This is a genomic window from Streptomyces sp. NPDC002573 (assembly GCF_042889625.1).
Classification (GTDB): Bacteria; Actinomycetota; Actinomycetes; order Streptomycetales; family Streptomycetaceae; genus Streptomyces; species Streptomyces gibsoniae.
The window spans coordinates 37,908-64,185 of record NZ_JBIARC010000012.1 but is presented as its reverse complement, the minus strand read 5'-3'; the positions used below and the strand labels follow the sequence as shown (position 1 = coordinate 64,185).

Annotated in this window: 24 protein-coding genes; 13 read left to right on the top strand and 11 right to left on the bottom strand. The window is 72.1% G+C overall.

Translation table 11 applies throughout. The features are described 5' to 3' along the window. Nucleotides 1–221 precede the first annotated feature (221 nt). The 3 genes from hpt to folE all read left to right on the top strand — a co-directional run bounded on the left by hpt (nt 222) and on the right by folE (nt 3,778). Nucleotides 222–782 (top strand): hypoxanthine phosphoribosyltransferase, encoded by a 561-nt coding sequence (hpt, locus tag ACFYX0_RS14255; protein ID WP_311694809.1) that lies wholly within the window; start codon nt 222–224, stop codon nt 780–782. A 221-nt stretch (nt 783–1,003) separates the two neighbouring features. Continuing rightward, on the top strand, nt 1,004–3,028 hold the full coding sequence (gene ftsH / locus ACFYX0_RS14250; protein WP_355912965.1) for an ATP-dependent zinc metalloprotease FtsH: 2,025 nt from the start codon (nt 1,004–1,006) through the stop codon (nt 3,026–3,028). 144 nt (nt 3,029–3,172) lie between these two features. Next, nucleotides 3,173–3,778, top strand: coding sequence for a GTP cyclohydrolase I FolE (gene folE / locus ACFYX0_RS14245; RefSeq protein WP_311694808.1), 606 nt, complete (start codon nt 3,173–3,175; stop codon nt 3,776–3,778). A 43-nt stretch (nt 3,779–3,821) separates the two neighbouring features. Here folE and ACFYX0_RS14240 read toward each other — a convergent pair whose 3' ends face one another. From ACFYX0_RS14240 to ACFYX0_RS14215, 6 genes are all read right to left on the bottom strand, one after another. Continuing rightward, nucleotides 3,822–4,307, bottom strand: a complete 486-nt coding sequence (locus ACFYX0_RS14240; protein ID WP_311694807.1) for a DUF3180 domain-containing protein — start codon at nt 4,305–4,307, stop codon at nt 3,822–3,824. A gap of 79 nt (nt 4,308–4,386) precedes the next feature. Beyond that, nucleotides 4,387–4,998 carry a 2-amino-4-hydroxy-6-hydroxymethyldihydropteridine diphosphokinase gene (folK, locus tag ACFYX0_RS14235; protein ID WP_311694806.1) on the bottom strand — a complete coding sequence of 204 codons (612 nt, stop codon included), beginning with the start codon at nt 4,996–4,998 and terminating at the stop codon, nt 4,387–4,389. Beyond that, nucleotides 4,995–5,354 (bottom strand): dihydroneopterin aldolase, encoded by a 360-nt coding sequence (folB, locus tag ACFYX0_RS14230; RefSeq protein ID WP_388970145.1) that lies wholly within the window; start codon nt 5,352–5,354, stop codon nt 4,995–4,997. The genes folK and folB overlap by 4 nt, the downstream gene beginning before the upstream one ends. Before the next feature lie 259 nt (nt 5,355–5,613). Further along, the gene (locus ACFYX0_RS14225; protein WP_355912959.1) at nt 5,614–6,117 is read right to left on the bottom strand and encodes a nuclear transport factor 2 family protein; all 504 of its coding nucleotides are present in this window, start codon (nt 6,115–6,117) and stop codon (nt 5,614–5,616) included. Next, nucleotides 6,114–7,046: a dihydropteroate synthase gene (gene folP, locus ACFYX0_RS14220; RefSeq protein WP_388970143.1), complete on the bottom strand. Its 933-nt coding sequence runs from the start codon at nt 7,044–7,046 to the stop codon at nt 6,114–6,116. Before folP ends, ACFYX0_RS14225 begins: the two co-directional genes overlap by 4 nt. A 291-nt stretch (nt 7,047–7,337) precedes the next feature. After that, on the bottom strand, nt 7,338–9,164 hold the full coding sequence (locus ACFYX0_RS14215) for a phosphatidylglycerol lysyltransferase domain-containing protein (protein WP_388970141.1): 1,827 nt from the start codon (nt 9,162–9,164) through the stop codon (nt 7,338–7,340). 204 nt (nt 9,165–9,368) lie between these two features. Here ACFYX0_RS14215 and ACFYX0_RS14210 point away from each other — a divergent pair, with 204 nt between their 5' ends. Both ACFYX0_RS14210 and ACFYX0_RS14205 read left to right on the top strand, forming a co-directional pair. Then, nucleotides 9,369–10,496: an alpha/beta hydrolase gene (locus tag ACFYX0_RS14210; RefSeq protein ID WP_388970139.1), complete on the top strand. Its 1,128-nt coding sequence runs from the start codon at nt 9,369–9,371 to the stop codon at nt 10,494–10,496. Nucleotides 10,497–10,905: 409 nt separating this feature from the next. Continuing rightward, nucleotides 10,906–12,321 (top strand): hypothetical protein, encoded by a 1,416-nt coding sequence (locus tag ACFYX0_RS14205; RefSeq protein ID WP_388970137.1) that lies wholly within the window; start codon nt 10,906–10,908, stop codon nt 12,319–12,321. A gap of 106 nt (nt 12,322–12,427) precedes the next feature. Here ACFYX0_RS14205 and ACFYX0_RS14200 read toward each other — a convergent pair whose 3' ends face one another. Next, complete coding sequence (locus ACFYX0_RS14200) at nt 12,428–13,759, bottom strand: PH domain-containing protein (RefSeq protein ID WP_388970135.1); 1,332 nt, start codon at nt 13,757–13,759, stop codon at nt 12,428–12,430. Next, nucleotides 13,756–14,247, bottom strand: coding sequence for a PH domain-containing protein (locus tag ACFYX0_RS14195; RefSeq protein WP_388970133.1), 492 nt, complete (start codon nt 14,245–14,247; stop codon nt 13,756–13,758). The genes ACFYX0_RS14200 and ACFYX0_RS14195 overlap by 4 nt, the downstream gene beginning before the upstream one ends. Nucleotides 14,248–14,278: 31 nt before the next feature. On the opposite strand from ACFYX0_RS14195, the gene ACFYX0_RS14190 reads away from it, so the two are divergent. Continuing rightward, nucleotides 14,279–15,430 (top strand): NADH-quinone oxidoreductase subunit D, encoded by a 1,152-nt coding sequence (locus ACFYX0_RS14190; RefSeq protein ID WP_388970131.1) that lies wholly within the window; start codon nt 14,279–14,281, stop codon nt 15,428–15,430. Here the strand turns inward: ACFYX0_RS14190 and ACFYX0_RS14185 are convergent. Beyond that, nucleotides 15,395–16,420, bottom strand: a complete 1,026-nt coding sequence (locus tag ACFYX0_RS14185) for an SAM-dependent methyltransferase (RefSeq protein ID WP_388970129.1) — start codon at nt 16,418–16,420, stop codon at nt 15,395–15,397. The two genes, ACFYX0_RS14190 and ACFYX0_RS14185, sit on opposite strands and share 36 nt — an antisense overlap. Nucleotides 16,421–16,750: 330 nt before the next feature. Between ACFYX0_RS14185 and ACFYX0_RS14180 the strand changes: the two genes are divergently transcribed. The 3 genes from ACFYX0_RS14180 (at nt 16,751) to ACFYX0_RS14170 (ending at nt 19,481) form a co-directional block, all read left to right on the top strand. Continuing rightward, entirely contained in the window at nt 16,751–17,956 is a 1,206-nt protein-coding gene (locus tag ACFYX0_RS14180) for a sensor histidine kinase (RefSeq protein WP_311694795.1), read from the top strand. A gap of 80 nt (nt 17,957–18,036) precedes the next feature. Further along, entirely contained in the window at nt 18,037–18,708 is a 672-nt protein-coding gene (locus tag ACFYX0_RS14175; protein WP_311694794.1) for a response regulator transcription factor, read from the top strand. A 140-nt stretch (nt 18,709–18,848) separates the two neighbouring features. Further along, nucleotides 18,849–19,481 (top strand): AAA family ATPase, encoded by a 633-nt coding sequence (locus tag ACFYX0_RS14170; RefSeq protein WP_388970127.1) that lies wholly within the window; start codon nt 18,849–18,851, stop codon nt 19,479–19,481. 57 nt (nt 19,482–19,538) lie between these two features. On the opposite strand, the gene ACFYX0_RS14165 is transcribed toward ACFYX0_RS14170, so the two are convergent. Next, nucleotides 19,539–20,645 carry a DUF5937 family protein gene (locus ACFYX0_RS14165; RefSeq protein ID WP_355912926.1) on the bottom strand — a complete coding sequence of 369 codons (1,107 nt, stop codon included), beginning with the start codon at nt 20,643–20,645 and terminating at the stop codon, nt 19,539–19,541. Nucleotides 20,646–20,803: 158 nt separating this feature from the next. On the opposite strand from ACFYX0_RS14165, the gene ACFYX0_RS14160 reads away from it, so the two are divergent. Then, complete coding sequence (locus ACFYX0_RS14160; RefSeq protein WP_388970125.1) at nt 20,804–21,019, top strand: hypothetical protein; 216 nt, start codon at nt 20,804–20,806, stop codon at nt 21,017–21,019. A gap of 21 nt (nt 21,020–21,040) precedes the next feature. Here the strand turns inward: ACFYX0_RS14160 and ACFYX0_RS14155 are convergent, their stop codons facing one another. After that, a complete protein-coding gene (locus tag ACFYX0_RS14155) occupies nt 21,041–22,267 on the bottom strand; it encodes a threonine aldolase family protein (RefSeq protein ID WP_388970302.1) in 1,227 nt (408 codons plus the stop codon). Nucleotides 22,268–22,502: 235 nt separating this feature from the next. On the opposite strand from ACFYX0_RS14155, the gene ACFYX0_RS14150 reads away from it, so the two are divergent. Genes ACFYX0_RS14150 through ACFYX0_RS14140 form a run of 3 tightly spaced genes read left to right on the top strand, consistent with a single transcriptional unit; the run spans nt 22,503 to nt 26,274 of the window. After that, nucleotides 22,503–23,480 carry a Rossmann-like and DUF2520 domain-containing protein gene (locus tag ACFYX0_RS14150; protein WP_388970123.1) on the top strand — a complete coding sequence of 326 codons (978 nt, stop codon included), beginning with the start codon at nt 22,503–22,505 and terminating at the stop codon, nt 23,478–23,480. Further along, a complete protein-coding gene (panC, locus tag ACFYX0_RS14145; RefSeq protein ID WP_388970120.1) occupies nt 23,477–24,517 on the top strand; it encodes a pantoate--beta-alanine ligase in 1,041 nt (346 codons plus the stop codon). Before ACFYX0_RS14150 ends, panC begins: the two co-directional genes overlap by 4 nt. Next, nucleotides 24,514–26,274 carry an L-aspartate oxidase gene (locus ACFYX0_RS14140; RefSeq protein WP_388970118.1) on the top strand — a complete coding sequence of 587 codons (1,761 nt, stop codon included), beginning with the start codon at nt 24,514–24,516 and terminating at the stop codon, nt 26,272–26,274. The genes panC and ACFYX0_RS14140 overlap by 4 nt, the downstream gene beginning before the upstream one ends. Nucleotides 26,275–26,278 lie beyond the last annotated feature (4 nt).

The window sequence follows — 26,278 nt, the reverse complement described above, 5'->3', positions numbered from 1 at the left end:
TTCGGGAGGCGCCCGGTCACCCCTTCGGGGTGGGACCGGTCAGCCGCGCGAGCGAGCCGAAGGGGCGTGCCGCTGTCGCGAGGGACAGTGGACACCGGCCGTGAGGGCTGCAGCCGGTGCGGCTGCCCCCGCGCGGGTGTCCGCGGACGGGTGACCGTCCACAGCGGCACAGGCGCCCCGGGGGCGAGCGGGCAATCAGAGCGGCGGGACGACCGAAAGTGATGCGGGTGGACGCGAAAGACATGGGTGCCGACCTCCAGCAGGTGCTCATCACCAAGGAAGAGATCGACGCGAAGCTGGCTGAGCTGGCCGCGAAGATCGACGCGGAGTACGCGGGCAAGGACCTGCTGATCGTCGGTGTCCTCAAGGGCGCGGTGATGGTCATGGCGGACCTCGCCCGGGCGCTGTCCACCCCGCTCACCATGGACTGGATGGCCGTGTCCTCCTACGGCGCGGGCACCCAGTCCTCCGGTGTCGTGCGGATCCTCAAGGACCTCGACACCGACATCAAGGGCAGGCACGTCCTGATCGTCGAGGACATCATCGACTCCGGTCTGACGCTGTCCTGGCTGATCTCCAACCTCGGCTCGCGCGAGCCCGCATCCCTGAAGGTGTGCACGCTGCTGCGCAAGCCGGATGCGGCCAAGGTCGCCATCGACGTCGAGTGGGTCGGCTTCGACATCCCGAACGAGTTCGTCGTGGGCTACGGCCTCGACTACGCGGAGAAGTACCGCAACCTTCCGTTCGTCGGTACGCTCGCGCCCCACGTCTACGGCGGCTGAGCCTCAGCAGTCCGGCCGTCGGCGACGGCGGCCGAACCCGAGGTCCGGGCACTTTCAGGACGTTCGGGAACCCCAGCGGGTCTCGCGCCGTTGGAGCATGCGTGGACGGTATTGCCAGCGGTCCCCGCGGCTGCGGGTGACAATCCTGGGGTACCGTCAGAAGAACTGTCTTTATCAAACTCACTATGGCAGGAGGGACGGGGCGGCACCGCTCCGTATGGATGGACGTGAAGCGATACTTCCGTGGGCCGGTCATGTGGATCGTGCTGGCCGTCCTTGCCGTGGTCGTGTTGATGCAGGTCGTCGGCTCTTCCGGCGGCTACAAGACGGTGGACACCGGCCAGGTCGTGGCGGCGATCAATGAGAACAAGGTCCAGTCGGCCAAGCTGACCACCGGCGACGAGCAGATCATCAAGGTCTCCCTGAAGGACGGCCAGAAGGTCCAGGGCAGCTCGAAGATCCAGGCGAGCTACATCGGCAACCAGGGCGTGTCCCTGGCCAACATCCTTCAGGACAAGTACCAGACCAAGCAGATCCCGGACGGCTACACGGTCTCGCCGTCCAAGCAGAACCCGTTCGTCGGGATCCTGCTCTCTCTGCTGCCCTTCGTCCTGATCGTGGTCGTCTTCCTGTTCCTGATGAACCAGATGCAGGGCGGCGGATCCCGGGTCATGAACTTCGGGAAGTCCAAGGCGAAGCTCATCACCAAGGACACCCCGAAGACGACCTTCGCGGACGTCGCGGGCGCGGACGAGGCGGTCGAGGAACTCCACGAGATCAAGGAGTTCCTCCAGGAGCCGGCCAAGTTCCAGGCCGTCGGAGCCAAGATCCCCAAGGGTGTTCTCCTCTACGGCCCTCCCGGTACGGGCAAGACGCTGCTCGCGCGTGCCGTCGCGGGCGAGGCGGGCGTCCCCTTCTACTCGATCTCGGGTTCCGACTTCGTCGAGATGTTCGTCGGTGTCGGTGCCTCCCGAGTCCGTGACCTGTTCGAGCAGGCCAAGGCGAACGCCCCGGCGATCGTCTTCGTCGACGAGATCGACGCGGTCGGCCGTCACCGCGGCGCGGGCCTCGGCGGCGGTCACGACGAGCGCGAGCAGACGCTGAACCAGCTGCTCGTCGAGATGGACGGCTTCGACGTGAAGGGCGGCGTGATCCTCATCGCCGCCACGAACCGCCCCGACATCCTCGACCCGGCCCTCCTGCGCCCCGGCCGCTTCGACCGCCAGATCGCGGTCGACCGCCCGGACATGCAGGGCCGTCTGGAGATCCTCAAGGTCCACCAGAAGGGCAAGCCGGTCGCCCCGGACGTCGACCTGTCGGCCGTCGCCCGCCGCACCCCCGGCTTCACCGGCGCCGACCTGTCGAACGTGCTGAACGAGGCGGCCCTGCTCACGGCCCGCAGCGACCGCAAGCTGATCGACAATCAGATGCTGGACGAGGCGATCGACCGCGTGGTCGCGGGCCCGCAGAAGCGGACCCGGATCATGTCGGACAAGGAGAAGAAGATCACCGCGTACCACGAGGGCGGCCACGCCCTGGTCGCGGCGGCCTCGCCGAACTCCGACCCGGTCCACAAGATCACGATCCTGTCCCGCGGCCGCGCACTCGGCTACACGATGGTGCTCCCGGACGAGGACAAGTACTCCACGACGCGCAACGAGATGCTGGACCAGCTCGCTTACATGCTGGGCGGCCGCGCGGCCGAGGAGCTCGTCTTCCACGACCCGACCACGGGCGCCGCGAACGACATCGAGAAGGCCACCTCCACGGCCCGCGCGATGGTCACGCAGTACGGCATGACCGAGCGTCTCGGCGCGATCAAGTTCGGCGGCGACAACACCGAGCCGTTCCTCGGACGTGAGATGGCTCACCAGCGCGACTACTCGGAAGAGGTCGCCGCGCTCGTGGACGAGGAAGTCAAGAAGCTCATCGAGAACGCGCACAACGAGGCCTGGGAGATCCTGGTCGAGAACCGCGACGTCCTCGACAACCTGGTGCTCGCGCTGCTCGAGAAGGAGACGCTGGGCAAGGAGGAGATCGCCGAGATCTTCGCCCCGATCGTCAAGCGCCCGCCGCGGCCCGCCTGGACCGGCTCCTCGCGCCGCACGCCGTCGACCCGCCCGCCGGTGCTCTCCCCGAAGGAGCTGGCACTGACGAACGGAGCGAACGGCGCGACCCCGGCGATCGCCAACGCGACCGAGGCCCTCCCCGCCGACGCGGCTCCGGAGGACCGCCGGGAGAGCTGACCGATCCCTCCCCGAGGGCCCCGTAAGGCCCGGAATTTCTGCCGCGCCCCCCAGGGTTTTAGCCTGGGGGGCGCGGCCTTTCCTTCAGGCCGCCCATCAGACGCGCGGTGGGAGCGCGTCGCAGGCGCAGGAACGAGGCACCACATGACCGACCCGGTGACGCTGGACGGCGAGGGCACGATTGGCGAGTTCGACGAGAAGCGCGCGGAGAACGCCGTGCGGGAGCTGCTCATCGCCGTCGGAGAGGACCCGGACCGGGAGGGCCTGCGCGAGACTCCGGGACGGGTGGCCCGGGCGTACCGGGAGATATTCGCCGGTCTGTGGCAGAAGCCGGAGGACGTCCTCACGACGACCTTCGACATCGGCCATGACGAGATGGTGCTGGTGAAGGACATCGAGGTGTTCTCGACCTGTGAGCACCATCTCGTGCCGTTCAGGGGCGTCGCCCACGTCGGCTACATCCCCGCCACCAGCGGAAAGATCACGGGTCTGTCGAAACTGGCCCGGCTCGTGGACGTGTTCGCGCGCCGCCCGCAGGTGCAGGAGCGCCTGACGACGCAGATCGCCGACTCGCTCATGGAGATCCTGGAGCCGCGCGGGGTGATCGTCGTCGTCGAGTGCGAGCACATGTGCATGTCGATGCGCGGCATCCGCAAGCCCGGCGCGAAGACGATCACCTCGGCTGTGCGCGGTCAGCTGCGGGACGCGGCCACGCGCAACGAGGCGATGAGCCTCATCATGGCGCGCTGAGCCGGCGTCGGCGCCGCGGCCCGGAACAACGGGCCGCCGCGGCCTAGGACACCGATGTCGTGTCGCCGTTCTGCTCGTCGTCGTCCGGGAGGCGGCAGACGCGCTCCAGGAAGAAGGCGGCCGCTATGACGGCGATCCCCGCAATGACCGAGAAGCCTGCGTAGATGGCCTGGTCGCGCATCGCGGGGATGTCCAGGGACTCCAGGAGGAAGACACCCGCCCCGCCGTACATCCCGGCGACCAGGGCCGCGACGAGGGCGCTCGCCTGGCCGAAAACGACCGCTCGGGCCGCCATCAGCGGGTCGACGCCCTTCGCCTCCGGGCGGCGCTCCCGCTGGGCCTTGAACCGGGTGCGCAGGGAGAGCGCCGTGGCCAGCAGCACCACGGCGATCAGGGCGAGGACGACAGGCGCGGCCAGGGGGACCCGCGGGAGTGTGTCCACCGCGCTCCACAGGCGGGCCGCCGCCCAGGACAGCACTCCGGCCACCACGAACACCGCTGCCAGCGTCCTGATGCGCAGCTCTCTCACGATGCCCCTTCGTCAGCCGGACGGTCGCCCGTCCGCGGTCGTGGAGCCGGGAGCATCCCGGCCCGGTAGACCTTAACGACTATTCCGGCAGCCGGAGTTCCTGGTCGGGGCGGGGGATGACGCCTTCACGGGTGACGGCGGCGAGCAGATCGGCCACCGGACCCCGGGCGGGGAGCTGGGCCGCGGGGTCCAGGTCGTACCAGGGGGCGAGGACGAAGGCCCGCTCGTGGGCGCGCGGGTGGGGGAGCGTCAGCACCGGGTCGCCGGAGACGACTTCCGCGTACGAGATGATGTCCACGTCCAGGGTGCGCGCGCCCCAGCGCTCGTCCCGCACCCGGTGGAAGGCCTCCTCCACGGCGTGCGCCCGCTCCAGGAGCGAGGACGGGGGCAGCGTGGTCTTCACCACGACCACCGCGTTGAAGTACGTCGGCTGGCTGCCCGGGGCCACGCCCCACGGCTCCGTCTCGTACACCGGGGAGACCGCCTTGACGCGGACGCCCGGGGTGTCCTCCAAGGCGTCGATGGCGCCCTGGAGGTTCTCCAGACGGTTGCCCAGGTTCGAGCCGATGGAGATCACGGCGCGTTTGGGGTTCTGCAGGGTCGTGTCGGCGGCGTCCACGCGCTCCACCACGGAAGCGGGCACCGGCTGTACGGTCGGGTCGCTCTGACCCCCGGCGAAGAAGGCGCTCATACTCGGCTCCGGGAGATGGTGACGGTCACGTCGTCGAACGGGACCGTGATCGGTGCGTCCGGTTTGTGCACGCAGACCTCGACCTCGCGGACGGGGGCGTGCTTGAGGCAGACGTGGGCGATGCGCTCGGCGAGGGTCTCGATGAGGTCGACGGGCTCTCCCTCGACCAGGGCCACAACCTCCTCGGCGACGATGCCGTAGTGCACGGTCTTCGACAGGTCGTCGTCGGCCGCGGCCGCCCGCGTGTCCAGGCCCAGGACCAGGTCCACGATGAAGGTCTGCCCCTCTTCGCGCTCCCTGGGGAACACGCCGTGGTGCCCGCGGGCCTTCAGGCCGCGCAGCGCGACACGATCCACGCGAATCACTCCTGCAATCGTCGGTAGCGACAGGTGCGCGCCGAGTGCGCTCGGTGCACCAGCCGCGAACGAATCTACCTGCGGGGACCGACAGCGTTTGCTCCCGGAAGCACGCTCCCTTGCCATGGCCGAAGCCTTCATCGGGCGTTTTCCCTGGGGAATAGGGTGGCTTACGGGGCGATAGCTGATCCCTACCCGGAGGTAGGTGATTCCCGCCACGTCAGGCCGCCTACCCAATCCGGCGGCTTATGCCACCTGCTTACGCCGACGAGTCGTCGTCCTCTTCGTCGGTGGACTCGGTCAGCACCGGGGAGGCGTGGTGGGACCAGAGCTTCCAGCCGTCGGGGGTGCGCCGGAACACGTTCGTGGCGACGACGATCTGGCCGACGAGAGGGCCCAGCTCCTCGCCCTCCTCCGGGGCCGGACCGCCGCTGAGGATGTTCTCGGTGCAGCTCACCAGGGCGGTGTCGCCGGTCACCGACACATGGACGTCCGTGAGGAAGAACTGGATGTAGTCCGTGTTCGCCATGATCAGGGCGTACGACCGCAGCACCTCGCCGCGGCCGGTCAGCACGGGCCAGCCGGGGTGGACGCAGGAGATCACGCCGGCGTCCGCCGGGTCGTGGTACTCCTCGTCGACGCCCAGGTCGGCCGGCGTCAGCCAGAGCGAGGACAGCTCCTCGAAGTCACCGCGCTCCATCGCCTCGTAGAAGGCGGTGTTGGCCTGCTCGACCTGTTCGACATCGGTGTGGGGGCCGCTCACCGGGCTCCTTCGGCGGATCCGGTGCCCGGGCGGCCGCCGTCGGGGCCGCTGCCCGGCGCGGGTTCGGCCGCGCGCGCGGACTCGACGGCGCGTGCGACGCGTACCGCGTCCGCCGTCGCGTGGACCTCGTGCACGCGCACTGCCCACGCGCCGGCCTGGGCGGCGAGTGCGGATACGGCGGCCGTGGCGGCGTCGCGCTCGCGGGCGGGCGGCGGCGCTCCCTCGGGGCCGGCCAGCACACGGCCCAGGAACCGCTTGCGGGAGGCGGCGACCAGCAGGGGATGACCCAGGGTGTGCAGGCGGTCGAGGTGGGCGAGCAGCGCCAGATCGTGCTCGGCCTGCTTGGAGAAGCCGAGACCGGGGTCGACGACGATCCGGTCGGGGCCGACACCGCCCTCCAGCACGGCCTCCACGCGCGCGTGGAGTTCGTCGACGACCTCGGAGACGACGTCCTCGTAGACGCCCTTGACGTTGCCTCCCTCCAGGAAGCCGCGCCAGTGCATCACCACGAAGGGGGCTCCGGAGGCCGCGACGACGGGGACCATCGCGGGGTCCGCGAGGCCGCCGCTGACGTCGTTGACGAGGGCGGCGCCGGCGGCGAGGGCCTGTTCGGCGACGGAGGCGCGCATGGTGTCCACGGAGACCGTGACGCCCTCGGAGGCGAGGCCGCGGACGACGGGGACGACACGCCTGCGCTCTTCGGTCTCGTCGACGCGGGTGGCTCCGGGGCGGGTGGACTCGCCGCCGACGTCCACGAGGTCGGCGCCCTGCGCGACCAGGTCGAGGCCGTGCTTGACGGCGGCGGTGGTGTCGAACCAGCGGCCGCCGTCGGAGAAGGAGTCGGGGGTGACGTTGACGACGCCCATGACCGCGCAGCGGTCCCATGTCGGAAGGCCCGCCACGTGGCCCCGCCCGGTCTTCGTGCTCATATGTTCAGCGTAGGCCCCCGACGGCTCCGCCCCGGGCCCGCGGGTCCGGGACGAAGGCCGGATCGGGCCGGGTGCGGGGGCCGGTGCCGCCGGGGCGCGGCAGTCGCAGGTGTGGCCTGGGGGAGGCGGGGTACCTGGGGGACGGTCCGGTGGGTGGGCGTCCGGGCGAGGGCTCCCGAGCTGGGCGGACGGAGCCCTCGCCCGGATCTTCCGGGACCGGACCTGCCTCAGGCTGGCTCGTCTCGAACCTGCCAGGGGGCGGACACGGGAGCCCGCCCGGGCCCGGGCCGATCAGGCCGCCCGGACCCCGTGCTCCGCCACCGTGTGGGCGCAGGGGCGCTGCACCGGGGCGGCGCGGCGCAGCAGACGCGGCAGCGCCAGGTTCACGAAGCCCTCCGCCTGCATCATGGCCAGGCCGATGCGCGGCAGGTCGCGGGAGGACGCGTACACCACGAAGCGCGGCTCCCAGCGCGGCTGGAACTTCGCGTTGAACTTGTACAGTGACTCGATCTGGAACCAGCGGGAGAGGAAGACCAGCAGTCCCCGCCAGGCCCGCAGCACCGGTCCCGCGCCGATCTTCTCGCCGCGGGCCAGGGCCGCGCGGAACATCGCGAAGTTCAGCGAGACGCGCTCTATCCCGAGCTTCGGGGCAGCCTGGAGGGCGGCCACGATGAGCAGTTCGTTCATCCCCGGGTCGGCGGAGCGGTCCCGGCGCATCAGGTCCAGCGAGACACCGTCGGTGCCCCACGGGACGAAGTGCAGGATCGCCTTCAGATCGCCGTACGGGCCTTCCGCGGCGTCCGGCTTGTGCGCCGTGGCGATGAGGCAGTCGACGTCGGCGGGATCGCCGATGCGGCCGAGTGCCATCGAGAAGCCGCGCTCGGTGTCCGTGCCGCGCCAGTCCTCGGCCGCGTGCCGTATCCGCTCCAGCTCGCCCTCGCTGAGGTCACGGATGCGCCGTACCCGGGTTTCGTAACCCGCCCGCTCGATGCGCTTCACCATCTGGCGTACGTTGCGCATCGCACGCCCGGTGAGCGAGAAATCCTTGACGTCCACCACCGCCTCGTCGCCCAGCTCGAGGGCGTCCAGGCCGGTCTCGCGGGTCCAGACCTCGCCGCCCGTCTCCGAGCAGCCCACGACCGCGGGGGTCCAGGAGTGGGCCTTGGCCTCGTCCATGAACCGCTCGATGGCGCCGGGCCACGCCTCCACGTCGCCGATCGGGTCGCCGCTGGCGAGCATCACGCCGGAGACGACGCGGTAGGTGACCGCGGCCTTGCCGCTCGGCGAGAAGACGACCGCCTTGTCGCGGCGGAGCGCGAACTGGCCGAGCGAGTCGCGGGCGCCGTGCTTCTCCAGGAGGGCGCGCAGCTGGGTCTCGTCCTCCTCGGTGAGCCGGGCGGCGGGGTGTTCGGGGCGGAACGCGAGGTAGATCGTGGTGACCGCGGTCAGCAGACCGAGCGCGCCGAGCGAGAAACCCACCGTCCAGGAGGTGTCGCCGGTGTAGTCGACCGGGCCCTCGAAGCCGAACAGGCCGTACAGCACGTGCTCGATGCGGTCGGACACGCTCGGGTCGCCGACCATGCGGTTCGTGTGGACGCTGACGATGATCAGGCCGAGCCCCAGTGAACCGGCGCCCATGAGCACGAAGTTGGCGAGCGCCCGCCAGCGGCTGCGCGGGTCGGGCAGGGCCGCGAACTCCCTTCGATGGCGTAGCAGCGGCAGCAGCAGCGCCATTGAGATGAGCACGCCGATGACGGAGTGGCGGTAGACGAACTGCGCCACGGCACCCGCCGGCAGTAGAAGCACGGCCGCACGCCATGCCCTGCGCTTGCGCCGCCGCAGCCCGTGCGCGAGGAGGAGCAGCAGGACGCCGGCGCACAGCGACAGCGCGGCCGCGAACGGACCGAACGCTCCGGGCAGAACCTCGACGATGCGGTGCATGCGGCTGTGCCGGAAGCGCGGGAAGACGCCTGCGGCAATGTCCAGGACCCCTACGAGCGTGCAGGCCCTGGCGACCAGTGCAGGGACGGACTCCGGACGCGGGCCGTGGAGTATGCGGTGTACTCCTTGTCGCTCCGGAACCTCGCCCGACTTTTCCCCATCTATCCTGACAGACATCGCATCCCGTAGTTCTGCGAGAGACCTTGTGTCCGGTGCCGTTTCGGGCATCCGGCGACATTGCGCCCTCTAGGACGGTGTCGCGGGGAGAGAGGTTCACTCCCCACCTCAAAGCCGGTTCAAAGGCGAAGGAAAGTCCGGGGCAAGCCCGCGCGAAAGTGCGGGTCACGCCCCATGGGTCGAAAGCGCAGGCAGGAAAGAGCCATGGGTCTCACGAGCAACAAAGTGCTGGTGTTGGCGGTCTTGTTCGCCGTGCTGCTGTTCGTCGGCACGGTCTGGTTCTGGCCGCGGCTGGCGCGGAGCAACTGGCGGACCGTCGGCGGACGGGTCGGTCTGCTGTTCGCCACCCAGGTCGCGATCTTCGCCTCGATCGGGCTCGCCGCCAACCAGGCCTTCGGGTTCTACGCCAGCTGGTCCGACCTGTTCGGCCAGGAGAGCGCCCAGGGTGTGGTCGTCAACCACGGGCTGGCCGGTTCGGCCGGGGGCCCCCTCCAGGTGCTCAACACCAGCGAGGTGAATGTGAAGGGTGGTGCGCAGCCACAGATCGGCGGTCAGATCCAGCGGGTCGACATAATGGGCCACACCACACATATCACCGCGCCTGCCTATGTGTATCTGCCGCCCGAGTACTTCCAGCCGCAGTACCGGACACGGACGTTCCCCGCGGCCGTCGTCCTCACCGGGTACCCGGGTACGGCCGAGGCGCTCATCAAGGGTCTGCACTATCCGCAGACGGCGCACGAGCTGGCCAAGAGCGGCAGGATGCAGCCGATGATCCTGGTGATGCTGCGGCCGAGCGTGGCGCCTCCCCGGGACACCGAGTGCGTGGACGTCCCAAGCGGCCCGCACACCGAGGCGTTCTTCGCGAAGGACCTGCCGGACGCGATCGGGGCGCACTACCGGGTGGGCAAGAAGCCGGGCAGCTGGGGTGTCATGGGGGACTCGACGGGCGGCTACTGCGCGCTGAAGCTCGCGATGCACCACCCGGACGCCTATGCCGCCGGGGTGGGCCTGTCGCCGTACTACAAGGCGCCGATCGACCCGACCACGGGTGACCTCTTCCATGGCGACAAGAACCTGCGCAACCGTGCCGACCTGTGGTGGTGCCTGAAGCATCTGCCCGCCCCGAACACCTCGCTGCTCGTCAGCAGCAGCAAGGTGGGCGAGTACGACTACCGGTCCACGGTCAAGTTCATACAGCAGGTGCAGGCCAAGAAGCCGACGCGGATCTCGTCGATCATCCTCGACAGCGGCGGCCACAACTTCAACACCTGGCGACGGGAGATCCCGGCGGCGCTCCAGTGGATGAGCGGGCGGCTGAGCGACCGCTGAGGGGACGAATGCGCAGCGGCTCCGCCCGGAATTCCGCGCCGGTGTTGTCTCGGTACGGGCCCGGAATTCGTCTGGGGGTGTGCCACCGTGTCGCTTTCGGGCGGGGGATCCCGTGCCGGGAGACGGGGATCGCGCACCCGGCCGGGAAATGATCTTGAGAGGGCGATGGCTGCCGCAGGCGCCGTGGGGCAGCCGCGAGGGGCCGTCAGGACGGGCGCGAGGAGCCCGCAGGACGGGCGCCGTCGCCCTCGGGTTCCCGTGTCGTATGCCTGGTGGAAGGGAATGCACGGGATTTTGAGGGCGGCTCTCCCGTTTCCGGTGTCCCCGGGGCCGTATGAACGCGTAGGAGTGGCCGTGTTTTTACCGGGCGGGGCACCATCATTCGCCTACGCGCGGTAAGTTTCTGGCCATGCCACGTGGACGTCACCGCCATTCTCCGCCCTTGCACAGGCTGTTGCCCTCCTCGGTGATCGCCGGCGTCTCGATCGTCTGCGCTGTGGGGCCCTGGCTGTTCACGGAGCCACTGGTGCTCCGTGGGCTGGCCGCGGCTGCCGCGGTGACGACGGTGCTGGGCGCGGTCGTCATGCGCCGCTGGGACGTGGCCGCGGGCAAACACGTCGCGGACCTCGCACGCGCGCGCACGAGCGACGAGTGGCGCCACGAGGAGCGGGTCGCCGAACTGGAGTCGGACCTGGAGGAGTCGCGCGAGCTGCGCACCAAGCTGGAGCAGAGGCTGCGTGCCAAGCGCGCGGAGCTGGCCAAGCTGCGCAACGAGCACGCGGCCCTGCTGCGGCGCTACGCCACCGCGGAGACAGAGCGCGCGACCGCCCTGGAGGGCCGCCGTCTGCTGGCCATAGAGACGACGGTGCCGCAGGCGCGGGCGCTGCCCGCCGGGACGACGGGTAGGCCGGACGACTCGACGACGCCGGGCGGTGCCGAGAGCGGGACGCCGCAGGGTGCGGACGTACGGGACGCCGAGGGCGAGGAGCCGACGACTCCCGGGGTGTTCTCCCCGGAGGGATCCGCGCTCTTCCTGCGGGCCGACTCTGCGCTGGCGCGGCTGGTCAAGGACGGCGACGACGAGGCGCCGAAGGACCCCGCGTCGGAGAAGGACGCCCCGGAGGAGACCGCCGCATCGGCGCCGGACGACGCCCCGGAGCGGGACGAGGACGCCGCGCGGACTACGGAGGACGGCACCGCCGAGTCCGTCGAGCCTGACGAGACCCTGGACGGGAGCGGCCCCGCGAAGGCGGCCGCCGACGCCCACCAGCAGCCCGCACCGTCGGCCCTCTCCGCGCTCACCGAGGCCCGGGCGAAGACCGCTTCCGAGTCCGTGCCCCCGAAGGACGACGGCCCCGGCAACGGCGGCGGCCGGAAGGGCGGCTCCGCGGAGGCCGGCACCGGACGGGACGGTTCCGGCGCGGAGGACGAGGGGCAGCCCACCGCGGTCGCCGGGCAGGAGCCCGCCCCGACCGCACAGCAGCCCCAGCCGGCCGCGACGAAGCCCGCCCACGCCACCGGGCACTTCACCGTGCCGACCGCCGTCGCCGTCGTACCGGCGGCCCCGCCGCGGCGCCCGTCCGCGGAGGGCGGTTTCGACTTCTTCGGCACCAAGGGGCCGGGGGAGACCCTGACCTCCGTGCAGAACGAGGACCTCGCGGACGTCGTCGGCCAGGAGGCGCTCGCGATGCACAAGGAGGAGTCCGAGTCCGGCTTCAAGCCCGCGGACCCCGAGGCACGCGGCGTCGGCCAGGTCATCGACCTGACGGCTCACGACGAGACCGAGCAGATCGACCTGCAGGGGCTGCGCACCGCGGCGTCCTGAGCACGGCCCGTACAGACGCATGAGGGGCGGCGGCACACCGAGTGCCGCCGCCCCTCACGCCGTTCCCCCTCGCGTTCGGCCTACGAGGCCGTCCACGCCGTTCGGTCTACGAGGCCATCCACCGCTCCGGCCGAGCGTCCCGGCGCCCCGTCCGTGACCGGTCCGCCTGCGCGTACAGCAGTGCCGCCGCCTCCTCGGCGTCCCGCAGCCGGGCCCGCACCGTCTTGTTGGCGCCGGTGTCCACCTCCACGTCGGCGACCTTCCTGAACCGCTCCCAGGGCCCCTGCGTCAGCCGCACGCTCTGCACCTTCGCATGCGGGACGAGGGACAGGGTCCGGCGCAGCAGGCCGTGCCGCGCGGCGAAGACCGTGTCGGTGACGGCGAGTCCATGGCCGCGCCACCACAGCGGCAGGCACCAGCCGGCGCGGCGCGGCGGCCGGGCGAGGGCCGTGGGGACCGTGACCCCGGGCAGCACCTGGGCGATCAGCGACTCGGCGAGGGGGCGCGGCGCGACCGGCACCAGCACCGAGTTGGACGAGCCCGCCACATTCAGCTCCACCCGGACCCAGCCCCGCCGCCGCCACAGCAGCGGCTCCACGATCCGTACGGTCTGCACCCGCCCCGGCGGCACCGTCTCGTGCGCCCGGTCGAGCAGCCCGTGGTCGATCCGGAGTCCGTCCGGCGACTCGCCGACCGTCCAGTCGTAGGCGCGGACGAACCGCCCCGCGCTCCGCGTGGCCGCTCCGCCGACCAGTGGCAGCCCGGCCACGAGCACCGACCAGACGCTGTGCGTGCCGAACCACACCAGCGTCGGCACGACTAGGGCACCGAGCAGCGAACCCCAGGTGGCGCCGATGAGCAGCAGGGAGACGGCGAGCATGCCCGGCGGCACGTGCAGCAGCGGCCGCATCGGTGCCTCACCGACCTTGCGCGCCGCCTCGGGCGCGAAACCGGCGGCGCGCGCCAGGAGTTCGGCGCGCAGGGCGCGCGCGTCGTCCTCGCCCAGATAGGCGAGTTCGTCCTTCTTGTCGGTCCCTATGACGTCGAGTTTCAGCTTGGCGACGCCCGCGATCCGGGCCAGCAGCGGCTGGGTGACGTCGACGGCCTGCAACCGGTCCAGCCGGATGTGCGCGGTGCGGCGGAACAACAGGCCTGTCCGGATGCGCAGTTCGGTGTCGGTCACCGCGAAGGAGGTGAACCGCCAGCTGAGGAAGCCGTACAGGGAGGCGGCCGTCACGAGGGCCGCGAGTGCGGCGAAGATCGTGGTCGCGGTCAGCCGGGTCAGTTGCTGCTGGGCCTGACCGGGGTCGTGCGCGGCCCAGCCGGCGATCACGGTGACCGGCGCCCAGGCACGTCGCAGCGGTGTGACCGGGTGCAGCCGTCGCTCGGCCGGGTCGCGTCCCTCCGCTATCGCGGGCAGGTCCCCGGGCGTGCTCACAGCCCCGCCGATCGGGCCTCGCCCAGCTCGGTCAGCCGGTCCCGCAGCCGTTCCGCCTCGGCCGGGTCAAGGCCCGGAATGGTGGCGTCCGTCGCCGCGGCCGCGGTGTGCAGCTGGACACTCGCCAGCCCGAAGTAACGTTCCACCGGCCCGGAGGTGACCTCGACCAGCTGCATCCGCCCGTACGGCACCACGGTCTGCTCGCGCCACAGCACACCCCTGCTGATCAGCAGGTCGTCGATGCGCTCGGCATACCGCCAGGAGCGCCAGTTGCGGCCGAGCACCACCCAGCCCCAGCCCAGCGCGGCCAGCGGCAGCACCGCGAACAGCGCCCACCCGGGCCCGGCGAGCAGACCCAGGAGCAGCCCCACCGCGAGGGCCGACAGCCCCAGCCACACCACCAGCAACAAGCGCCGCATCCGCAGCAGCCCGGGCGGCAGGCTCCGCCACACCGGCTTGCCGCCCCTGTCCACAGTCCCCGTTTCCATGGCGTAAGCGTACGTACGAGAGACTGGTGCCATGACTCCCACGACGGAGACCATGGTCGGGATCGGCGGTGCCGCGGAAAGCACCGACATGGTGCTCAACATCGGTCCGCAGCATCCCTCCACGCACGGTGTGCTGCGGCTCAAGCTGGTGCTGGACGGCGAGCGGATCAGGCACGCGGAGCCGGTCATCGGCTATATGCACCGCGGCGCGGAGAAGCTGTTCGAGGCGCGCGACTACCGCCAGATCATCATGCTCGCCAACCGCCATGACTGGCTCTCCGCGTTCTCGAACGAGCTGGGCGTGGTCCTGGCCGTGGAGCGGATGCTCGGCATGGAGGTCCCCGAGCGCGCGGTGTGGATGCGCACGCTCCTCGCGGAGCTGAACCGCGTCCTGAACCACCTGATGTTCCTCGGCTCCTATCCGCTGGAGCTGGGCGGCATCACGCCGGTGTTCTACGCCTTCCAGGAGCGCGAGGAGCTCCAGAACGTCATGGAGGAGATCTCCGGCGGGCGTATGCACTACATGTTCAACCGGGTCGGCGGCCTCAAGGAGGACCTCCCGGCCGGCTGGACGGCACGCGCGCGTACCGCGGTGCGGGACGTGCGCTCCCGGATGGACCGGTTCGACGACCTGGTGCTCGGCAACGAGATCTTCCGGGGCCGCACCCGGGGCGTGGGGACCCTCGCGCCCGAGACGGTGCACGCGTACGGCGTGAGCGGCCCCATCGCGCGCGCCTCCGGGGTGGACTTCGACCTGCGTCGGGACGAGCCGTACCTGGCGTACGGGGAACTCCAGGACACGCTGAAGGTGGTCACCCGGCAGGAGGGCGACTGCCTCGCCCGCTTCGAGTGCCTCCTGGAGCAGACGCACAACGCGCTCGACCTCGCCGACGCCTGCCTGGACCGGCTGGCCGAGCTGCCGCCCGGGCCGGTCAACCAGCGTCTGCCGAAGGTGCTCAAGGCACCCGAGGGCCACACCTACGCCTGGACCGAGAACCCGCTCGGCATCAACGGCTACTACCTGGTCAGCAAGGGCGACAAGACCCCGTACCGGCTGAAGCTGCGCTCGGCCTCATACAACAACATCCAGGCGCTGACCGAGCTGCTGCCGGGGACGCTGGTCGCGGACATGGTGGCGATCCTCGGGTCACTGTTCTTCGTGGTCGGGGACATCGACAAGTAGCCCCCCGAGCGAGGCTCCCGCGATCCCCACGGGCTGGAGCAGCCAGCCGAAGTCGCCGAGACCTCCCGGAGCGGTGACTTCCGCGGCGGCTCCGGCGTGCGCGAGGGCGCGTACATAGGCCGCGGGGTCCGTGGACGCGAGCGTCAGCGGGGGGCGCGCGCCGGTGACCCCGAGCGTGTGCAGGGCGGCGCGCTGGGTCAGCAGACGCGCCCCGGGCAGGGCGCACGCGTCCAGCGCCACATGCGCGGTGATGTCGCAGGAGCCGTCCGGTACCGGGGCGACCTCCCGGCCCGCGCGGAACCCGGTGAGCGTCCCGAAGGGCGGCCGGGCGGCCGCGTGGTGGGCGTAGTCGACGGCGACGGCGAGTCCACGGCCCACGGTGGCGACGGCCGCGGCCCAGGCGGCGTCCCTGGGCAGCCCGATCTCGGCACGGCAGCCCTCGGCGGGCAGCGACCACCAGCGCCGTAGCCACTCCGCCTCCGCGCCGGTGACCGGCTCCCCGAGGCGCTCACCGCCGTCCTCGCGTACGAGGACCAGCCGGGGTACGCCGTCGGAGCCGGCCTCCGCGACCTCGACCGGCACATTGTCCAGCCACTCGTTGGCGAACAGCAGACCCGTGACGCCCCGCGGAGGCCCGTCGAGCCACTCGACCCGGGGATCGAGCCCCTCGGGACGTTCGGCGATCTCCACGGCGTACGCGCGCGTGCGGGCGGCGACGTCCCGGGGCAGCGCGTTCAGGACGCCGGTGACCAGTTCGCCCCGCCCGGCCGCCATGTCCACGAACGCCAGCTCGGCCGGGCTTCCCAGAGCCCCGTCGACCGCGCGCAGCAGCCGGGCCACCGCGGCCGCGAAGAGCGGGGAGGCGTGCACGGACGTACGGAAATGTCCCGCGGGACCCTCGGGCCGCCGGTAGAACCCGTGCGCCCCGTACAGCGCCTCCTCGGCCGCCGCCCGCCAGCCCCGCCACTCGTCGTCCGCCTGCTCTGCCACGGGGTCAGGCTAGGCCCGGTGCGGGGGCAGGGAGGGGAGGGGGCGTGTGCCCGGAGGGCATCGACGACCGGGCGGGCGCGTGCGCCCGGCGTGCGGTGTCGGCGCTCCGCGCCCGGGTCGCGGGACCGGCGTTCCGCGCGCGGTGCCCGCGGTGCCGGCCGACCGGCCACCCCGCACCACCCACGGGCTTCCGCGGCTGCGACGTGCCGCCCCCGGGCGCCGTAGCCGTTGGGGATCATGGAGCATCCACCTTGCGGAGTACACGTGTCCGCCTCGGATCGGTCCTCCGGTTGACCCCTGCACGCACAGCGCTTCCCTACGCTGGGTTATGTGCAGCGCCTCTATGACTTCCTCCGCAGGCACCCGACATGGGTCGACGGCTTCTGGGCCGTCATCCTGTTCGGGCTCTCCAGCGTGAGCGTGACCAACCTCAGCGAGGCGCGGAACCACCACGGATCGATCCCCGCGGGCCTCGCGATCTCCGCCGTCCTGTGCGTGGTCGTGGCGCTGCGCCGGCGCCTGCCCGAGAAGATGCTTCTGGTGGCTCTCGCGATGGGGCTGGTCCAGCTGCTCGTGGACCAGCAGCCGATGATCGGCGACTTCGCCATGCTGGCGATCATCTACACGGTCGCCGCGGACGGTGCCCGCTGGGCCTCCCGGACCGGTCTCGTCGGCGGCCTGTGTGCCGGCCCACTGGCCATGATCCGGTGGCCGGACGCCCACTCGGGCACGGTGGGCAACGCCGCGATCGCGGTCTTCCAGACCGTCCCCTTCGCCCTGGCCTGGGTGCTCGGGGACTCCCTGCGCACCCGCCGCGCCTATCTCGCCCAGCTGGAGGAGCGCGCCGCCCGGCTGGAGAAGGAGCGCGAGGCGCAGGCCAAGGTCGCGGTCGCCGCCGAGCGCGCCCGGATCGCCCGCGAACTGCACGACGTGGTCGCGCACAACGTCTCGGTGATGGTGGTGCAGGCGGACGGCGCCGCGTACGTGCTCGACGCCGCCCCCGACCAGGCGAAGAAGGCCCTGGAGACGATCTCCGGAACCGGCCGCCAGGCCCTCGCCGAGATGCGCCGCCTGCTCGGTGTGCTGCGCACCGGCGAGCACAAGGAGGCCGGCGAGTACGTGCCCCAGCCCGACGTCGAACAGATCGACGAGCTGGTCGAGCAGTGCCGCAGCGCGGGCCTGCCCGTCGACTTCAAGGTGGAGGGCACCCCGCGCCCGCTGCCCAGCGGCGTCGAGCTGACGGCGTATCGCATCGTCCAGGAGGCGCTGACCAACACCCGCAAGCACGGGGGCCCCAACACCGGTGCGAGCGTGCGCCTGGTGTACTTCGACGACGGCCTCGGACTGCTCGTGGAGGACGACGGCAAGGGCGCCCCGCACGAGCTGTACGAGGAGGGCGGCTTCGACGGCCAGGGCCATGGCCTGATCGGTATGCGTGAACGCGTCGGCATGGTGGGCGGCACCCTGGACGCCGGTCCCCGCCCCGGTGGAGGCTTCCGTATCAGCGCTCTGCTGCCGCTGAAACCGGCTCATTGACACGTGCTCCCGACCCGACCGCCCGCTTCCTCACGACACCGCCCAGCCCACCGACCGAAGTCCGACCGGAGGACCCCGCCATGCCGATCCGCGTGATGCTCGTCGACGACCAGGTGCTGCTGCGCACCGGGTTCCGGATGGTGCTCGCCGCCCAGCCGGACATGGAGGTCGTCGCGGAGGCGGGCGACGGGGTCGAGGCCCTGCAGGTGCTGCGTGCCACCGAGGTCGACGTGGTCCTCATGGACGTCCGTATGCCGAAGCTGGACGGTGTGGAGACCACCCGCCGCATCTGCTCGGAGCCGGACGCCCCGAAGGTGCTGATCCTGACCACCTTCGACCTCGACGAGTACGCGTTCTCCGGGCTGAAGGCGGGTGCCTCCGGCTTCATGCTGAAGGACGTGCCCCCCGGGGAACTGCTGGCCGCCATCCGCTCCGTGCACAGCGGTGACGCCGTGGTCGCGCCCTCCACCACCCGCCGTCTTCTCGACCGGTTCGCGCCCATGCTGCCGGGCGGTGCCACCGAGCCCCGGCACAAGGAGCTGGAGCGGCTCACCGAACGCGAACGCGAGGTCATGGTGCTGGTCGCGCAGGGGCTGTCCAACGGCGAGATCGCGGCCCGGCTCGTGCTGTCCGAGGCGACCGTCAAGACCCACGTCGGCCGCATCCTGACCAAGCTGGGCCTGCGGGACCGGGTCCAGGTCGTCGTCCTCGCCTACGAGACCGGTCTCGTACGGGCGGGCGGCCACGGCTGAGCCGTCTCGGCCCCTGGGCGGCCGGTGGCACCGGTCCCGTCCTCCGGACGGCCGCGGAACCGGTCCCCTCCTCCGGGCGGCCGGCCACGGTTGAGTCACTCCCGGCCTTCCCGTGCCCGCCGCCCACTAGGGTCTGCCGCATGCTCCTGTGGATCAACGGCCCCTTCGGGGGCGGCAAGACACAGACCGCACACGAGATCCAGCGTCGTCTGCCCGGCAGCGTCGTCTGCGACCCCGAACACATCGGCTTCGGACTGCACCGCACGCTGCCGCTCGAACTGCGGGGGAACTTCCAGGACCTGGCGTCCTGGCGGCAGGGCGTCGTCGAGGTCCTGGACCTCGCGCTGACCGAGCACGACGGTGTGGTCATCGCGCCCATGACGGTCACCGACCCGGGCTACTTCGAGGAGACGGTGGGACTGCTGGGTGAACGGGGCCACGACGTACGGCACTTCACTCTCCTCGCCGAGCGCGAGACCGTGCTGGAGCGGCTGCGGGAGCGCGGCTTCGGGCACCTCGTGAGGTACGTGGCCGGCAAGGACGCCCCGTTGCGCAGGGAGAGCTGGGCCGTCAGGCAGCTCGACCACTGTCTGGAGCGGCTGCGCGAACCGGAGTTCGCCGAGCATCTGTGGACGGACAACACCACGGTGCCCAAGACGGCGGACCGGATCGCCGTCCTCGCCGGGCTGACGCTCCGCCCCAACACCGAGGGTGCCCTGCGCACCCGGCTGCGGCAGACGAGGATCGGGCTGAAGCACATCCGCTTCGACTGACGACGGCCCGTGCCCCTGCCGGGCGTCGCGAGCCGGTGAGCCTTTCCGGTCGCAGCGCTAGCGAAGAATGCCCTCCAGGAACTCGCTCCCCAGCCGGGCCACCGCCGTCACGTCCAGCTGGTGCAGCACATACCGGCCGCGGCGGCGGGTCGTGAGCAGGCCCGCCTTCTTCAGGGTGCCCAGATGCCGGGATATCTCGGGTGCCGTCATCCCATGGCTCTGCGCCAGCGCACCCGTGGTGAACGCGCTGCGGGCGAGGCTGCGGCACAGGCGCATGCGCACCGGATGGGAGAGGGCGGTCATCCGCAGGGTCAGCTGCTCCAGCGACAACGGCGCCGCCATCTCCGGGGAGCCGACGGGGTAGTGCAGCACGGGCTGCCAGCCGTGCCGGTGGAGCACCATCAGATGCGGCCAGCCCAGACTGGTCGGGACGAGCAGCAGACCGCTGCCCGCCGTGGCCGTACGGCCCTCGCCGAGCTTGTCCACGGTGATCCGGTCCGCGGCCTCGTCCAGCGTCACCGCGGGCGACACCGACGCCAGCGCCTCGGCCAGGCCCTTGTGCCGCAGCAGGTCCGTCTTGTGGCGGGCGTCCGCCGCGAGCTGGTGGTGCAGCCGGGACCAGGTGGCCGCGAAGAAGGCCGCGTCGCAGTCCTCCAGGAACTGCCGCAGCCACGCCCGGGTGCGCGGCGGGTCGGCCAGCAGCCGCTCGCTGAACAGCAGGCTCTGCGGCCCTCGCGCGGCGGCCAGCTCCAGGGCGCGCCGACGGGACTCCGCGTCGGTGAGCGCGGTGGGGCCCCCGTCGTCGTACGGCAGCGCGCAGGTGAACTCCAGTGCCGTGTCGACGAACTGCTCGTCGCTCAGCTTGTCCAGCTGGTCCAGTTCCTCGGCGAGGGTGGCACCGGGGAGCGCGTTCCCGCCCGGCAGGCCCGCGTACGGCAGGAAGAGGTCCGGGAACGTTGTGCGCCACAGGAAGTCGGCCTCGCACATCCGGTCGGCGAGATGCGGGTCCAGGTCGCAGGTCACGCCGGTCGCCCAGCCCCGCAGCCTGGGGTGGTGGCCGGGCTCGGACAGGGCGTGCAGGGCCATCCCCAGCTCGGCCAGCGGGGAGGTCACGACGGCGATCTGCTCCTGCCGCAGCCCGGTGATGTCGATACGCACGCTCATGACCCCATGGTGCACCGGGCCACCGACAACCCGGCCGTCGCTTGACGGCAGCCGTCAATCGACGCGACAGGGGCGGCGGCCCGGGCACAGCCTGGGTGGGCCGGGGCAACCGCGGAGCCCACGGATTCTGTCCTCACGTCCCGAAGAGGCGATCTCCCATGAGCATCACCCAGCAGTACCTTCTCGACACCTACCGCGCCCGGCGCCTGGGCGAGCCCGCCCCGCCCGCCCCCGGCGCCCACGACTGGCAGCTGGTGCGCGAGCTCGGCGACTACCGGGCGTTCCGTGCCGTCCTGGCGGGCCGTCCGGCACGCGGTCGGCTGCGGACGGCACTGTCCCGATGGGCGCACCGCCGCCCGCGCCCCAGCTGCTGACTTCCCGCGGTCCCCGGCCTCCTACGGCAGGCGCGCCGCGAACTCCGTCACCGCCGCCCTCACATCGTCCGCCGTCCACGCCAGCGCGTCGGCCCGTACGGAGACCTCGGTGAAGGCGAGGCCGGGGCCGCCGTCCTGCCAGGGGTTGGCGAACAGCAGGGTCCCGGTCTCCTCGCCCTGCCGGAACGCGGTCTCCGTGAGGACGTCGGCGTCGTACGGCAGCCAGAGCCGGAAGTCGTGAGTGTGCGGTTCGGCGGGGTGCACACGGGTCCAGGGCAGCCCGGCCGCGGCGAACCCCTCACGCAGCGCCGCGGCGACCACGCGCGCGTGGCGCACGTACTCCGGCAGCCGGGGCAGGTGCCGCTCCAGGCCGGCGAGGGCCGAGAGCACCGTCGGGAACTGCTGGAAGACCATGCCCCCGTAGCGGTGGCGCCACGTCTTGGCCTCCTCGACGAGCGTCCTGGGGCCGGCGAGCGCCGCGCCGCCGTACCCGTCGAGCGACTTGTAGAAGGACACGTAGACGCTGTCCGCGAGGCCCGCGATCTCCGGCAGCGAGCGGCCGAAGTGGACCGTGGTCTCCCACAGGCGCGCGCCGTCGAAGTGCACCACCGCGTCGCGCTCGCGCGCCGCCTCCACGACCTCGGTCAGCTCCTCGAAGGAGGGCAGGACGAAACCGGCGTCCCTGAGGGGCAGTTCGAGCATCAGCGCCCCGAAGGGCTCCTCGAAGTCGCGCACCTCGTCGGGGGTCGGCAGCCGGGGCTCGCGGGTGATGTGCACCGGGCGCAACCCGCTGACCTCGGTGAACGCCTTCCGCTCATGCAGTTCCGGGTGGGCGAGCGGGTGCAGCGCGACCGTGGGGCTGCCGGTGCGGCCCGCCCAGCAGCGCAGCGCCACCTGCTGGGCCATCGTGCCGGTCGGGAAGAAGGCGGCGGCCTCGGTGCCGAGCAGTCCGGCGACCTTCTCCTCCAGGGCCTCGACGACGCCCGATCCGTACATGTCGGCGGACTCGTCGAGGTCGTACAGGTCCGCGGCGTCGTCCAGCAGCGCCAGCCGGTCGCGGAGCGTGCCCAGGAAGCCCGGACGGCTCAGCACGCGTTCCGCGCCGCGCACGACCCGTATCCGGCGCTCCCGCCGCAGCCGTGAGCGCTCGGCCGGCGTCGGCGCCGGCCGCTCCTGCGCCTCCTCGCCGTGCGCCTGCCTCGGCTGCCCCTCCTGGGGTCCGGCCGCCGTCCGGCCGTCCCCCTCCATGGTCTCCGTCGTCCGCGTCATGCCGTCCTCGTCCCTCTCCGCCCTCGCCACCGTGTTCACGCCCTGGATGATGCCGCGCGCCCGGGGCGCCCGGCATCAGGAATTTCCCACCCCGCGCGACCTGCGGAAATCCCAGGTCCTGTGGAGGGCCGGCCGCCCGGCCGACGGATAGCGTTAACATGACGAGAAATCGTCCGGTACCCAGAGCGGACTGGAACGGGAAGGCCACCGACGAGTGAGTACATTCCAACAGCCAGATCCCAAGGACCGCCCCGCGCGGCTCACCGTGGGCGTGGTCGGAGCGGGCCGGGTCGGTCCGGCGCTCGCCGCGTCCCTGCAACTCGCCGGACACCGCCCGGTCGCGGTCTCCGGGGTGTCCGACGCCTCCCGGCGGCGGGCGGCGCTGATGCTCCCTGACGTGCCGGTCCTTGCGCCCGCCGAGGTCCTGGAGCGCGCCGAGCTGGTGCTGCTGACCGTCCCCGACGACACCCTGCCGGGCCTCGTGCAGGGCCTCGCCGAGACCGGGGCCGTACGGCCGGGACAGCTGCTGGTGCACACCTCCGGGCGCTACGGCGCACGTGTGCTCGACCCCGCCCTGCGCGCGGGAGCGCTGCCCATCGCCCTGCACCCCGCGATGACCTTCACCGGCACCCCCGTGGACGTCCAGCGCCTGGCCGGCTGCTCCTTCGGGGTCACCGCGCCCGAGGAGCTGCGGCTGGCCGCCGAGGCGCTCGTGATCGAGATGGGCGGCGAGCCCGAGTGGATCGCCGAGGAGCGGCGCCCGCTGTACCACGCGGCCCTCGCCCTCGGCGCGAACCACCTGATCACCCTGGTCGCCGAGTCCATGGACCTGCTCCGCGCGGCGGGCGTCGAGGCCCCCGACCGCATGCTCGGCCCGCTGCTCGGCGCCGCCCTGGACAACGCCCTGCGCTCCGGTGACGCGGCGCTGACCGGCCCCGTCGCGCGCGGTGACGCGGGCACGGTCGCCGCGCACATCGCCGAGCTGCGCGAGCACGCCCCTCAGACCGTGGCCGGCTATCTGGCGATGGCCCGCGCGACCGCAGACCGGGCCCTCGCCCACGGACTGCTCAGGCCGGAGCTCGCGGAGGACCTCCTCGGTGTACTCGCCAACGGCACCCATCTGCCCGGGAACTCCGGGAGCTCCGAGCACCCCGAGAGTCCCGAGAACCCTGAGAACGGGGAAGACCGATGACCCGCCGCCCCTTCGAACTCGTCCCCACGGTGGACGATCTGCGGTACGCCCAGGACCACCACGGGGTGCCGGGGCGTACGGCCGTCGTGATGACCATGGGTGCCCTGCACGAGGGCCACGCCACCCTGATCCGGGCGGCCCGCAAGCACGTCGGCGGCAAGGGCTTCGTGATCGCCACCGTCTTCGTCAACCCGCTGCAGTTCGGCGAGAGCGAGGACCTCGACCGCTATCCGCGCACCCTGGACGCCGATCTGAAGGTCGCGGAACAGGCCGGTGCGGACGCCGTGTTCGCCCCCTCCGTGGAGGAGGTCTACCCGGGCGGCGCGCCCCAGGTGCGTTTGTCCGCGGGCCCGATGGGCGAGCGCCTCGAAGGGGCCCACCGCCCCGGGCACTTCGACGGCATGCTCACGGTCGTCGCCAAGCTGCTGCACCTCACGCGCCCCGACGTCGCCCTGTTCGGGCAGAAGGACGCCCAGCAGCTCGCCCTGATCCGCCGGATGGTGCGCGATCTGAACTTCGGCGTGGAGATCGTCGGCGTGCCCACCGTGCGCGAGGAGGACGGGCTCGCCCTCTCCAGCCGCAACCGCTACCTCTCGCCCACCGAGCGGCACACCGCGCTCACCCTGTCGCGGGCCCTGTTCGCGGGGCGGGACCGGCACGCCGCCCAGGAGGCGCTGCGCGCGCGTGCCCGCGAGGTGCCCTCCACGAGTGCGCGGGCCGAGGCCCTCAGCGCGATAGGCGAGTCGCGCGCCGCAGCCGACGCGCACGCCGTGGCCAAGGCCGCGCCCGGCGGTCCCGCGGCCGTCCGCGCCACCGCCCGGCTCATGCTCGACGAGGCCGCCCACCTGGACCCGCCGCTGGTCCTGGACTACCTGGCCCTGGTCGACCCGTCGGACTTCACCGAGGTCCCCGACGACTACACCGGCGAGGCCGTCCTCGCCGTGGCCGCCCGGGTCGGGACGACCCGGCTGATCGACAACATCCCTCTCTCCTTCGGAGCCCCCGAGCCCGTCGATTCCCACGGAGCCGCCTCGTGAGCAGCACAGGCATACGACTGCACGCGCCCGCACCGGGCTGGTCCATCTCCGCCGACGTCGTCGTCGTCGGTTCCGGCGTCGCCGGCCTCACCGCGGCCCTGCGCTGCGAGGCCGCGGGCCTGCGGACGGTCGTCGTCACCAAGGCCCGACTGGACGACGGCTCGACCCGCTGGGCGCAGGGCGGCGTCGCGGCGGCCCTCGGCGAGGGCGACACCCCGGGGGAGCACCTCGAGGACACGCTGGTGGCCGGGGCGGGCCTGTGCGACGAGGAGGCGGTCCGCATCCTGGTCACCGAGGGCCCCGACGCGGTACGCCGGCTGATCTCCACCGGAGCGCACTTCGACACCGACGACGAGGGCGGCATCGAGCTCACCCGCGAGGGCGGCCACCACCGCCGCCGGATCGCGCACGCCGGCGGTGACGCGACCGGCGCCGAGATCTCCCGGGCGCTCGTGGAAGCCGTTCGCGCGCGTGGACTGCGCGCGATCGAGAACGCGCTGGTCCTGGATCTGCTCAACGACGCCGAGGGCCGGACCGCGGGCGTCAGCCTGCACGTCATGGGCGAGGGCCAGCACGACGGCGTGGGCGCCGTGCACGCGCCCGCCGTGGTCCTCGCCACCGGCGGCATGGGCCAGGTCTTCTCCGCGACCACCAACCCGTCGGTGTCCACGGGCGACGGCGTGGCGCTCGCCCTGCGCGCCGGAGCCGAGGTCAGCGACCTGGAGTTCGTGCAGTTCCACCCGACCGTGCTGTTCCTCGGACCGGACGCGGAGGGCCAGCAGCCGCTCGTCTCCGAGGCGGTGCGCGGCGAGGGCGCCCACCTGGTGGACGCGGACGGGGTGCGCTTCATGCTCGGTCAGCACGAGCTGGCCGAACTGGCGCCACGTGACATCGTCGCCAAGGGGATCATGCGCCGGATGCAGGAGCAGGACGCCGAGCACATGTTCCTCGACGCCCGCCACTTCGGCGCCGAGATGTGGGAGCACCGCTTCCCGACGATCCTGGCCGCCTGCCGCGCCCACGGCATCGACCCGGTCACCGAGCCCATCCCGGTCGCCCCGGCGGCGCACTACGCCTCCGGTGGTGTGCGCACCGACTCCCGCGGCCGGACGACCGTGCCGGGCCTGTACGCGTGCGGCGAGGTCGCCTGCACGGGAGTGCACGGCGCCAACCGGCTCGCCTCCAACTCCCTGCTGGAGGGCCTGGTCTACGCCGAGCGCATCGCCGCCGACATCGCGCGGGGCCGGGCGGAGGACGGCCTGCACGCGCGCGTGCCCGAACCCGTCTCGTACCCCGAGCGGCCCACGCACCCGCTGCTTGCCCCGGAGGACCGGTTCACGATCCAGCGGGTCATGACGGACGGCGCCGGAGTGCTCCGCTCCGCCACCTCCCTCCAGAAGGCCGCGGACCGGCTCCAGCGCCTGCACAGCGACGCGCGCGACGCCCTCGCGGAGAACGGCAAGACCTCCGAGCCCGGCGTGGACACCTGGGAGACCACCAACCTCCTGTGCGTGGCCCGGGTCCTGGTCGCCGCGGCCCAGCTGCGCGAGGAGACCCGCGGCTGCCACTGGCGCGTGGACCACGCCGGCCGCGACGACAACGCCTGGCGCCGCCACATCGTCGTACGGCTGAATCCGGACCGGACGCTGGCCGTACACACCACCGACACCGCAGACTTCCCCCCGACCCTCCCCGGGTCGCCCGGCGCCGCGCGCGCCGGGGAGCCCTTCCCGCAGCACCGGCCTCAGGAGCAGTGACGAA

Coding starts and splice junctions, on each gene's coding strand:
- hpt (WP_311694809.1), top strand. CDS start 222: ATGCGGGTGGACGCGAAAGACATGGGTGCCGACCTCCAGCAGGTGCTC.
- ftsH (WP_355912965.1), top strand. CDS start 1,004: ATGGACGTGAAGCGATACTTCCGTGGGCCGGTCATGTGGATCGTGCTG.
- folE (WP_311694808.1), top strand. CDS start 3,173: ATGACCGACCCGGTGACGCTGGACGGCGAGGGCACGATTGGCGAGTTC.
- folK (WP_311694806.1), bottom strand. CDS start 4,998: ATGAGCGCCTTCTTCGCCGGGGGTCAGAGCGACCCGACCGTACAGCCG.
- folP (WP_388970143.1), bottom strand. CDS start 7,046: ATGAGCACGAAGACCGGGCGGGGCCACGTGGCGGGCCTTCCGACATGG.
- ACFYX0_RS14215 (WP_388970141.1), bottom strand. CDS start 9,164: ATGTCTGTCAGGATAGATGGGGAAAAGTCGGGCGAGGTTCCGGAGCGA.
- ACFYX0_RS14210 (WP_388970139.1), top strand. CDS start 9,369: ATGGGTCTCACGAGCAACAAAGTGCTGGTGTTGGCGGTCTTGTTCGCC.
- ACFYX0_RS14205 (WP_388970137.1), top strand. CDS start 10,906: ATGCCACGTGGACGTCACCGCCATTCTCCGCCCTTGCACAGGCTGTTG.
- ACFYX0_RS14195 (WP_388970133.1), bottom strand. CDS start 14,247: ATGGAAACGGGGACTGTGGACAGGGGCGGCAAGCCGGTGTGGCGGAGC.
- ACFYX0_RS14190 (WP_388970131.1), top strand. CDS start 14,279: ATGACTCCCACGACGGAGACCATGGTCGGGATCGGCGGTGCCGCGGAA.
- ACFYX0_RS14175 (WP_311694794.1), top strand. CDS start 18,037: ATGCCGATCCGCGTGATGCTCGTCGACGACCAGGTGCTGCTGCGCACC.
- ACFYX0_RS14170 (WP_388970127.1), top strand. CDS start 18,849: ATGCTCCTGTGGATCAACGGCCCCTTCGGGGGCGGCAAGACACAGACC.
- ACFYX0_RS14165 (WP_355912926.1), bottom strand. CDS start 20,645: ATGAGCGTGCGTATCGACATCACCGGGCTGCGGCAGGAGCAGATCGCC.
- ACFYX0_RS14160 (WP_388970125.1), top strand. CDS start 20,804: ATGAGCATCACCCAGCAGTACCTTCTCGACACCTACCGCGCCCGGCGC.
- ACFYX0_RS14155 (WP_388970302.1), bottom strand. CDS start 22,267: ATGGAGGGGGACGGCCGGACGGCGGCCGGACCCCAGGAGGGGCAGCCG.
- panC (WP_388970120.1), top strand. CDS start 23,477: ATGACCCGCCGCCCCTTCGAACTCGTCCCCACGGTGGACGATCTGCGG.